The organism is Sodalinema sp. (genome assembly GCF_046483825.1).
GTDB lineage: Bacteria > Cyanobacteriota > Cyanobacteriia > Cyanobacteriales > Geitlerinemataceae > Sodalinema.
Genome location: NZ_JAWOCL010000177.1, coordinates 1 through 9,359, shown reverse-complemented (window position 1 = coordinate 9,359; position 9,359 = coordinate 1). Strand labels below are relative to the sequence as shown.

General features: G+C 53.0%; 6 protein-coding genes and 1 pseudogene. 4 read left to right on the top strand and 3 right to left on the bottom strand.

All coding sequences use genetic code 11. The features are described from left to right. Window positions 1-2,045 (bottom strand): molecular chaperone DnaK (dnaK, locus tag R6U67_RS11685; protein ID WP_410252714.1); only part of this gene is annotated, 2,045 nt, incomplete at its 3' end. Between the two features lie 87 nt (window positions 2,046-2,132). After that, window positions 2,133-2,897 (bottom strand): nucleotide exchange factor GrpE, encoded by a 765-nt coding sequence (gene grpE / locus R6U67_RS11680; RefSeq protein ID WP_410252713.1) that lies wholly within the window; start codon window positions 2,895-2,897, stop codon window positions 2,133-2,135. A gap of 390 nt (window positions 2,898-3,287) precedes the next feature. Here grpE and R6U67_RS11675 point away from each other — a divergent pair, with 390 nt between their 5' ends. The 3 genes from R6U67_RS11675 (at window position 3,288) to R6U67_RS11665 (ending at window position 7,781) form a co-directional block, all read left to right on the top strand. Beyond that, window positions 3,288-5,303 carry a GspE/PulE family protein gene (locus R6U67_RS11675; RefSeq protein WP_410252712.1) on the top strand — a complete coding sequence of 672 codons (2,016 nt, stop codon included), beginning with the start codon at window positions 3,288-3,290 and terminating at the stop codon, window positions 5,301-5,303. 40 nt (window positions 5,304-5,343) lie between these two features. After that, window positions 5,344-6,468: a type IV pilus twitching motility protein PilT gene (locus R6U67_RS11670; protein WP_410252711.1), complete on the top strand. Its 1,125-nt coding sequence runs from the start codon at window positions 5,344-5,346 to the stop codon at window positions 6,466-6,468. A gap of 143 nt (window positions 6,469-6,611) precedes the next feature. After that, a complete protein-coding gene (locus R6U67_RS11665) occupies window positions 6,612-7,781 on the top strand; it encodes a type II secretion system F family protein (protein ID WP_410252710.1) in 1,170 nt (389 codons plus the stop codon). A gap of 125 nt (window positions 7,782-7,906) precedes the next feature. Here the strand turns inward: R6U67_RS11665 and R6U67_RS11660 are convergent, their stop codons facing one another. Then, complete coding sequence (locus R6U67_RS11660; protein WP_410252709.1) at window positions 7,907-8,173, bottom strand: hypothetical protein; 267 nt, start codon at window positions 8,171-8,173, stop codon at window positions 7,907-7,909. Between the two features lie 648 nt (window positions 8,174-8,821). Between R6U67_RS11660 and R6U67_RS11655 the strand changes: the two are divergent. Next, window positions 8,822-9,359, top strand: a pseudogene (locus tag R6U67_RS11655) (hypothetical protein); the annotation flags it as partial.

Here is a 9,359-nt window from a genome sequence, read left to right as displayed (position 1 = left end):
GACTCTTGTGAGAGCAAGGCTTCGAGATCTTCGAGTTCTTGGGCTAAATCCGTATCGAGATCGTCGTCGTCTCCGCCGAGATCTTCGAGATCATCGGCGTCATCGAATCTTAGGGGGGCGGGGCTAGGTTGCGCCCTCGGGGAGTCGGGGGCCGCTTCGTCGTCGTCACTGTCCTGGGAGGGGTCATCGGTGGGAGGGGCGATCGCCTCGTCGGGATGCTCATCAAACTGGGGGGTTTCTCCCTGATAAACGGCTGAGCCAATGGCGAATAGGGTTTGTTGGAATTGGTGCAGGCGTTGGCGGATGTCTTCAACGTTGGGGTTACTTTCGTCGAGGGCTTCTTGCAAGCGATGGGCTTTTTCGGTGACTTCGAGTTTCAGGCGATCGCTGACTAAGTCGGCGTTATGTTTGAGGGTATCTTCGTAGTTATAGAACAGGGCATCGGCTTGGTTGCGTAGTTCGGCTAGGTTCCGTTGCCATTCGTCTTGATCGGCGAACTGTTCGGCTTCAAGGCGCATCTGTTCAATTTCTTCGGCACTTAAGCCGCCGGTATTGGTAATCTGGATGCTCTGAGCGCGGCCGGTGCCTTTGTCGCGAGCGGAAATGTTGAGAATGCCGTTGGCATCGATTTCAAAGCTGACTTCAATTTGAGGAATCCCTCGCGGCGCGGGGGGAATCCCCATGAGAATGAATTTACCCAAGCTTTTGTTGTCTCGGGCCATGGCCCGTTCCCCTTGTAGGGCATGGACTTCGACGGAGGTCTGGCCGTCGGTGGCTGTGGAGAACATTTGTGATTTGCTGGTGGGGAGGGTGGTGTTGCGTTCGATGATTTTGGTGAACACTTCTCCCAAGGTTTCAATGCCCAGCGATAGGGGGGTCACGTCTAGCAATAGGACATCTTGAACTTCGCCGCCAAGGACGCCGGCTTGGATGGCGGCTCCGGTGGCGACGGCTTCGTCGGGGTTGACGGAGTAGTCGGGTTGTTTGCCGGCGAAGAAGTCACTGATGGCCCGCTGTACGGCTGGAGTCCGGGTTGAGCCACCGATGAGAATCAGGCGGTCAATTTCCTCGGTGTTCATATTGGCGTCTTCGAGGGCTTGACTAACCGGCTCAATTGTGCTATCGATAAGCGGTTTGACGAGTTCTTCAAATTGACGGCGGCTTAGGCGAACGTCAATATGTTTGGGGCCGGTTTCATCGGCGGTGATGAATGGCAGGTTGATATGAGTTTCTGTGGTGGAGGACAGTTCGATTTTGGCTTTTTCGGCGGCTTCTCGCAGCCGCTGCATGGCCATTTTGTCGGTGGATAGGTCGAGGCCTTCGGCTTCTCGGAAGTTATCGACGAGCCAAGAGACAATTTCACTGTCGAAGTCATCGCCGCCGAGGTGGTTGTTGCCGGCGGTGGCTTTGACTTCAAAAATGCCGTCGCCGAGTTGCAGGATTGAGACATCGAAGGTTCCGCCACCGAGGTCGAAGACTAAGATGGTCAGTTCTTCGTCATGGCGATCGAGGCCGTAGGCCAAGGCGGCGGCCGTTGGCTCGTTAATAATTCGTAACACTTCGAGGCCGGCGATGGTTCCGGCATCTTTGGTGGCTTGCCGTTGTCCGTCGGTGAAGTAGGCCGGAACGGTAATCACGGCTTGGTAGATGGGTTCTCCGAGATAGGATTCGGCATCTTGTTTAAGTTTTTGCAGAATGGTGGCCGAGATTTCTTGGGGGGTGTGGTTGCGATCGCGGATTTTGACATCCACGGTGTTATCCCGCCCTGGGATGCAGTTGTAGGGAACCCGAGAGCGTTCCATCTCGGTATCATCCCAACGCCGGCCAATGAAGCGTTTAATACTGTAAATCGTATTTTCGGCATTGGTGACCGCCTGGCGTTTTGCCAGTTGGCCAATGAGGCGATCGCCTGATTTTGTGAACCCAACCATGCTCGGGGTTGTGCGTCCGCCTTCCGAATTCGGAATGACGACGGGTTTACCGCCTTCTAAGACAGCAACACAACTATTTGTGGTCCCGAGGTCAATACCAATAACTTTTCCCATAACCCATATTCGGGATGTGACGTGAACACCCTAGCGCTTCCCACAACGGTCAACGCCAGGGTTAGACTTCTGTTGCGGTGCGCTCCGTTAGGAGTCAGAGGTCTCGGTGTCCGATTCTCCTGAGCTTACCACGGGTTCCGGGGCCGTTGCCACCTTCACCATGGCATGACGCAAGACGCGATCGCCGATGGTGTAGCCGCGCATCAATTCTTCGGTCACGGTTCCATCGGGATAGGCATCGGTGGCTTCGCGCATGACGGCATCATGGAGATTGGGGTCAAATTCCTCTCCTTCGGGACGCATCGGCGCCACTCCGAGGCGTTTGAGGCAATCCACCATTTGTTTGTAAACGCTTTGGTAACTCTTATGGATATTGGTTTCACCTTCGGTTTGCGGTTTAATCTGAGTCCGCGCCCGTTCAAAGTTATCCACCACTGGGAGCAGTTCTTTGAGGGTGGTACATTTGGCTTGTTCTTCGAGTTCTGCTTTTTCTCTCTGGGTTCGTTTGCGGTAGTTATCAAAGTCGGCGGTTAAGCGAGCATATTGCAGGTTAAGCTCTTCGAGTTGAGCTTGAGCTTGCTCGGCGGTGTTTTTCAACGTCGACATTGCCGCTTCGAGAGGTTCCGATACTTGGGCGGCGGCGGCTTCGGCTTCAATCACCGTCGGATCGATCGCCTCATCATCAGCAGACTCAGCATCATCGACCGTCGATTCCCCTGCCGTTTCTTCAACTGGAGCCTCCTCAACGGTTACGGCTTCAGGAACGGTGTCAGCAGTGCTATCCACAGGGGTCTCTTCGGCATCTACATTAGGTTTGCTGGTCTCCTGTTGGAACTGCTTGTCTTCGTCCATGTCTGACTTTCCCCTTACAAGTTTCTAGTACAGGCGCTCCGGGTCAAGGGCGCTCGCAAATCACACGATACACCACAATGCCTGGGTCTTGGCGGCCATTTTTGGCAAAATCGGGCCATTCCCACCGAAGCACCTAAGTTGAGATTTAACAGATTTAACGTCTATTTAAAATCCTAGGCCATTTTAACGTTCTGTGTTGTCTATGGGGCCAGGTTGCTGGGTTGGGGCGATCGCCAGCGGAGGCTTAACGCGATTGAGCGCCGTTGCCTGGCCACGGCAACCCGTCGAGTGAGCTACACTGATCGAAGTAGTTGCCCTCGCCGGAGTTGCCCTCGCCACTGTCTCGACGACGCAACTGTCGATTTTCCTCACCTGCTCGTGTAATACGCCATGACTAACTTCTCTTCTAGTGCCCCCAAAGCTCGGCGTGCCTTGGTGGTTCAGACGAACTTCTCACCCTTCGGAAATAAACTCATCCAAGCGGGTCACGTCAGCCCGGATCAGATGAGTCAGGCGCAAGAAGATAGCCGCCTGTCCGGTCGTACGTTGATCGAGGCGATCGAGAGCATCACCGGCAAACAACTTCCTCCTGAGTTAATCCGCCAGTACAAAAAGCAACAACTGTTTGAGTTGAAAATTCTCTACGGGGTTGAGGCCTTTGATCCCGAAGTCACTGAGTTACCGCCGGGACAGATTAATAAACTCCTAGAATTTGTCTCGGTTGATAGTTGTCGTCGCTATCGCTTTGTACCGCTACAGATCCAAGATGGGTCTGTGATTGTGGCGATGGTCGATCCGGATAACTTGGAGGCTCAAGATGACCTCAAGCGAATGCTGCGATCGAAAAACTATGGTTTGCAACGGCAAGCGATTACACCTGATGACTATCAATCCCTGATCTCGCTCTATTTGGACGAACAGGTTAAGAAGGAAGCTGAAAGCCAAAAACGAGAGCAAGCTGAGAAAAATGCCATCAGCGTTGAGGACTTCGCCCAATTGGCGGGGGAGGATGATGACCTCGAAGAAGCCCCCCCAGAAGCGGCTGATTTAGAAGAAGAGGCCGATGCTGAGGATAAAAGTGTCATCGCCTTGGTGAATAAGATTCTGCGGAAGGCCCTGACGGATGATGTGTCGGATATTCACGTTGAGCCACAAGAGGAGTTCCTGCGGATTCGGATGCGTAAGGATGGGGTGCTGCATGAGCCGTTTCCGCGCCTGCCGAAACTGATTATCCCGGCGCTGACGTCTCGTTTCAAGATTATTTCGGATATGGACATCGCCGAACGCCGTCAAGCTCAGGATGGACGGATTAGGCGGATGTTCCAGGGACGGGCGGTGGATTTCCGAGTTAATGCCTTACCCACCCGCTATGGTGAGAAGATCGTGCTGCGGATTCTGGATAACTCCTCGACTCAGCTAGGCTTGGATAAACTCATCTCCGATCCCGATACCCTGGAAAAAGTGCGGGAGGTAGCGAGTCGTCCTTTTGGTTTGATTTTGGTGACGGGGCCGACGGGGTCAGGTAAATCGACGACGCTTTATTCGATTCTGGCTGAGCGCAATGATCCCGGAGTCAATATTAGTACGGCGGAAGACCCGATTGAGTATGCTCTCGATGGGATTAGTCAATGTCAGGTGATTCGGGAGAAAAACCTGACGTTCGCCAATATCCTGCGGGCGTTTCTGCGGCAAGACCCGGATATTATTCTGGTGGGTGAGACGCGAGATAAGGAAACGGCAAAAACGGCAATTGAGGCGGCGTTGACGGGTCACTTGGTCTTAACGACGCTACACACGAATGATGCGGCTGGGGCGATCGCCCGTCTCGATGAGATGGGGGTTGAACCGTTTATGATTTCTGGGTCGCTGTTGGGGGTGTTGGCGCAACGTCTGATGCGACGGGTTTGTTCGGAATGTCGGCTTCCTTATACTCCTGAGCGCGAGGAGTTGGCCCGCTATGGGATGACGGCGTCGACGGATGTCGAGGCCACCTTCTATAAGGCCAATACGATCCCGTCGGGCGATCGCCAAGAGTTACAAGAGCGCGGTGAGCTTTGTCCAAAATGCAGCGGTGTTGGTTATAAAGGACGTGTCGGGGTCTATGAGTTTCTGCAAACGACGGAAGAACTGGCGCTGTTGATCAACGAAAATGCCCCCACGGAACGGATTAAGGAGAAGGCGGTCGAACAAGGGATGACGACCCTTTTGGCCTACAGTCTTGATCTGGTGAAGCAGGGACATACGACTTTTGAGGAAGTCGATCGCGTGACCTTCACGGACTCAGGGTTGGAAGCGGAACTCAAGGCGAAACGCAAGAGTTCTCTCACCTGTAGCAACTGTGGGGCGGGGTTAGATCCCGAATGGATGGATTGTCCGTACTGTATGACCCCCCGTTTCCAGGACTAAACTGGCAACTGTACGCCGTTAAAGGAGCAAAGGAACTGTTATGGATTACATGATTGAAGATGTGATGGAGTCCTTGATTGAACAAGGTGGCTCTGATATGCACATCCAGGCCGGGGCGCCGATCTTTTTTCGCATTAGTGGTAAACTCACCGCTCAGCCCCAATTTGGGGAGTCGTTGGCCCCGGATCAATGTCAACGGCTGATTTTCAGTATGCTCAATAACAACCAACGTAAGGATCTTGAGCAAAACTGGGAATTGGACTGCGCCTATGGGGTGAAGGGTTTGTCTCGTTTCCGGGTCAATGTGTATCGGGAACGGGGCTGTTTTGCGGCTTGTTTGCGAGCCTTAGCCTCGGAAATTCCGAATTTTGAGAAGTTGGGGGTTCCCGAAATTCTCCGGGAACTGTCGATGCGTCCTCGGGGGATGGTCTTGATTACGGGACAAACGGGGTCGGGGAAAACCACGACTCTGGCAGCGATTATTGATCTGATCAATCGGACGCGATCGGAGCATATCCTCACCGTCGAAGACCCGATTGAGTATGTGTTTCCCAATATCAAAAGCCTGTTCCATCAACGCCAAAAAGGAGAAGATACTAAGAGTTTTGCTAATGCCTTGAAAGCGGCATTACGGGAAGACCCAGATATTATTCTGGTGGGAGAAATGCGGGACTTGGAAACAATTTCACTAGCGATTTCTGCCGCAGAAACCGGTCACTTGGTCTTTGGGACGTTGCACACCAACTCTGCTGCTTCTACGGTTGACCGGATGTTGGATGTTTTCCCGCCGATTCAACAGCCGCAAATTCGCGCCCAGTTGGGGACAGCCTTGGTTGGGGTTTGCTCTCAAAACTTGCTCAAAAAAGTGGGTGGCGGACGGTGTGCCGCCCATGAAATCATGGTCAATAGTCCAGCTATTGCTAACCTGATTCGGGAGGGTAAAACGAGCCAGATTTACTCATCTATCCAGATGGGGAGTCGGATGGGAATGCAAACGATGGAAATGTCCTTGGCCCGCCTGGTGAATGAGGGGAAAGTGACCTATGAAGATGCGATCAGTAAAACGTCTAAAATTGACGAACTCGATCGCTTGATTGACCCCCGTGTCAAGGCTGGAGGCGCACCCACCCAAGGCAAAGTCAAAGCCAAAGCCAAAGCGCGTTAGAGAATGATGTGCCAAGGAGTATATCGATTAGGTTGAGGTCTGGATCACTCACCATCCAAGCTCCAGATATACTCCTTCACAACTCATCAATTTCCTGGGCTTTAGGGTGATTTTACAGCAGTGCCAGTATTGGAATTAAAACCATGACAAATGTAGCAAAGGCTGAGTCAAAAGGGTTTGATCTCAGCAATTTAGAAGAAACAATCTCGGCTGCCCTCGCCAGTGTAACGGTTAAAGATAAAGCTGTATTCTCGCGACAGTTTGCCGCGATGTTTAATGCTGGGGTGGGGATGTTGCGCTGTTTGTCGGTGTTGACGGAACAGTGCGCCAATATCAAGTTGAAACGAGCTTTACGACAGATTAGTCTTGAGGTGGAGGAGGGGGGGTCTCTTGCTGAGGCGATGCGGAAACACCCTGGCTGTTTTGATAAACTCTATGTCAGTATGGTCGCTGCCGGAGAGGTGGGTGGGGTTCTCGATGAGGTTCTCAATCGTTTGGCGATGCTTCTGGAAAAAAGCGCCAAAATCGAGAACGAGTTGAAATCTGCCATGTCTTACCCGAAAACGGTGGGTGGTATTGCGATTGTCATCTTCCTCGGGATGACGATTTTTCTGCTACCAACGTTTACGGGCATTTTTGACCAGTTGGATGCAGAACTACCAATGTTCACACAGGTCATGATGAACATTAGTTTCTTCTTGCGGGGGCCATTCCTCCCAGCGGATGATCCAGAAGCGGAGAGTTGGCTCGAACTGCGTAACTACAGTATTGTTATTTTTGTTGCCATTCTCGTTGGTATTGTCTTTGCGATTAAAGCCTACTACAAAACTCCCGTTGGACGCTTTCAGATTGATGGTTTGATTCTCAAAGCGCCGATGTTTGGGGAAATTGTTGAGAAGTCGGCTGTGGCAAGTTTCTGTAATGTGTTCGGGACGTTAACTCGCTCTGGGGTGCCGATTCTCAATGCGATGGAGATTGTCCGAGACACGGCGGGGAATGAGGTCATTGCTGAGGCGATTGACTATGCTAAAACCCAAATTTCGGAAGGGGGAAGTATTAGTGAAGCCTTCCGAGAACGGGGGGTGATGCCGGCTTTGGCGGTTCAGATGATGTCGATTGGGGAAGAAACGGGGGAACTCGATAAGATGCTCATGAAGGTGGGTGAGTTTTATGAGGATGAGGTGGAACAGGCGATTAAGGGTCTGACGTCGATGATGGAACCGCTGATGATTGTGGTCATTGGGGGAATGGTTGGCTCGATTCTCTTGTCGATGTATCTGCCGATGTTCGCGGTGATGGAAAATATCGGTTAGGTGACTGGGACAATTGAGGCGTGAGCTGATGAGTCAGCCCCCGGTTTCTTGAGGGAACCGGGGGCTTTTTTGGGCTATGGGAGGTGGGTGAGGTTTTTCGGTCAAATCTAGGCTTGGACGGGGTTTTATGGTGATTTAAACTGCTCGGTTAACTCCTCTCGCGACAGTTGCAGCAGTCGGGGCATGATTTCGCTGGAGGGACGCTGGATGAGGATGTCTAGGAGTTGGCTGAGTTCGTTGTCTAGGGGGCCGAATCGGGTTTCGAGGAGGCTGGCGATCGCCTCTCGTCGTTCTCGTTCTCGACCCTGTTCAAGTCCCTGTTCAAGTCCCTGTTGTCGACCTGAGAGTTGGGCGGCTTCGAGTTGTTGGTCAAATAGAGGAGATAAACGCATAATTAACTCTCTATCCTCTGGATTAGGGCTGTTGTTGGTTTCTAGGTCGGCTTTGAGGCGATTGAGCAGCATTAGGGCGTTGCGACGAAAGGGATTGTCTGGGGAGAGTTGTCCGAGTTCGTCAATGGCCTGTTGCTAGACTCGACTGGGCGTGGTGGCTAGAGTCTAGTTTATCGCTGTTGGGGACGGTTGGGCTGTATTTCTGTACGTTAATCTATAATGTACAACTTGGAAAAAATTGCGCAGCTTAGATGTTTGGCTTTGCGCCGCCCGCACCGGGGCGGCGAAGCCTTGACCGACCTAGGCAAAAAATTTGGTGCTTTTACCTAAATGGAATGACTTGTTTTTATATTTTTATTGTAGGCTAACGGTTTGTGAATGTCAAGGGATTGGGGCAGGAAATTTGGGGGGAAATTGGGGCGGGGTCTGGGGTACAGTGGAGGTGTGGGGGAGGTGGGCGAATGGGGTTTGCGCGGCGTTGGGAGGGAACCCCTCGCATAGGCAATCCAACCATCGCTTCTGGCTCCCGAGTACGGGCGGCAGAGCCGCCCGGAGTCCGTATCATGGCTGAGCCATGATACGAGGAGGGAGAGGAGGGAGGAGGGGGGGAGACGGCTTGATTCTTTGTTTAGGGTTGATGGGGTGGCGATGTTAGCTCGATTTTGGCGTTGGTTAAAATCTCTGGTGGCTCGTTGGTTGGGAGGCCGACGTCGGCCGGAACCGCCACCGCCGCCGGAGATAAACCCGATGAGTGATGCGAAATATGAGCAATTTTTTCTGGAATTGCTGGATGGGGTGGCTCAGGGATGGGATTTGGGACGGGTGTTGGAGTATTTGGGGGAGCGAGTGGATGACCGCTTTTTTCACGGTTGGTTGATGCGCTTTGGCCGCGACCGGGTGTTGCCCTCTCCTCGTCGTCAGCGGGAATTGGCGTCGCGGATGGTGCGGTTGGGAGACCTCGGCTGTGGGCGGGTGAGTGAGTTGGCGGGGGAGTATGGGGGGCTGAAGTTGGCTCAATCCCCCTCCCCTCTGACGGCGGCGCAGTTTAAGTCGTTGTTTCCTGAGTTGTTGCGGCAGCGACATGAGGGATTGGAGGCGGTGCAGGGGTGGTTGCAGGGGTGGGAGGCTCAGGCCCAGGAGGGGGATTGGTTGGATTGGTTGGAGACGGCGGGGGAGGCTTGGTTGG